1 rRNA gene is annotated in these 427 nt (G+C 54.3%); it reads left to right on the plus strand.

The features are described from left to right. Window positions 1-427 (plus strand): 16S ribosomal RNA (locus HH110_RS19200); the annotation flags it as partial.

Genomic DNA, 427 nt, shown 5'->3' on the forward strand with positions numbered 1-427 from the left:
AGCAGTGGGGAATATTGGGCAATGGGGGAAACCCTGACCCAGCAACGCCGCGTGAAGGAAGAAGGCCTTCGGGTTGTAAACTTCTTTTACCAGGGACGAAGAACGTGACGGTACCTGGAGAAAAAGCAACGGCTAACTACGTGCCAGCAGCCGCGGTAATACGTAGGTTGCAAGCGTTGTCCGGATTTACTGGGTGTAAAGGGCGTGTAGGCGGAGATGCAAGTTGGGAGTGAAATCCCGGGGCTCAACCCCGGAACTGCTTTCGAAACTGTATCCCTTGAGTGTCGGAGAGGCAAGCGGAATTCCTAGTGTAGCGGTGAAATGCGTAGATATTAGGAGGAACACCAGTGGCGAAGGCGGCTTGCTGGACGACAACTGACGCTGAGGCGCGAAAGCGTGGGGAGCAAACAGGATTAGATACCCTTGT

It is taken from the genome of Stenotrophomonas sp. SAM-B, assembly GCF_013387485.1.
GTDB lineage: Bacteria > Pseudomonadota > Gammaproteobacteria > Xanthomonadales > Xanthomonadaceae > Stenotrophomonas > Stenotrophomonas maltophilia_AA.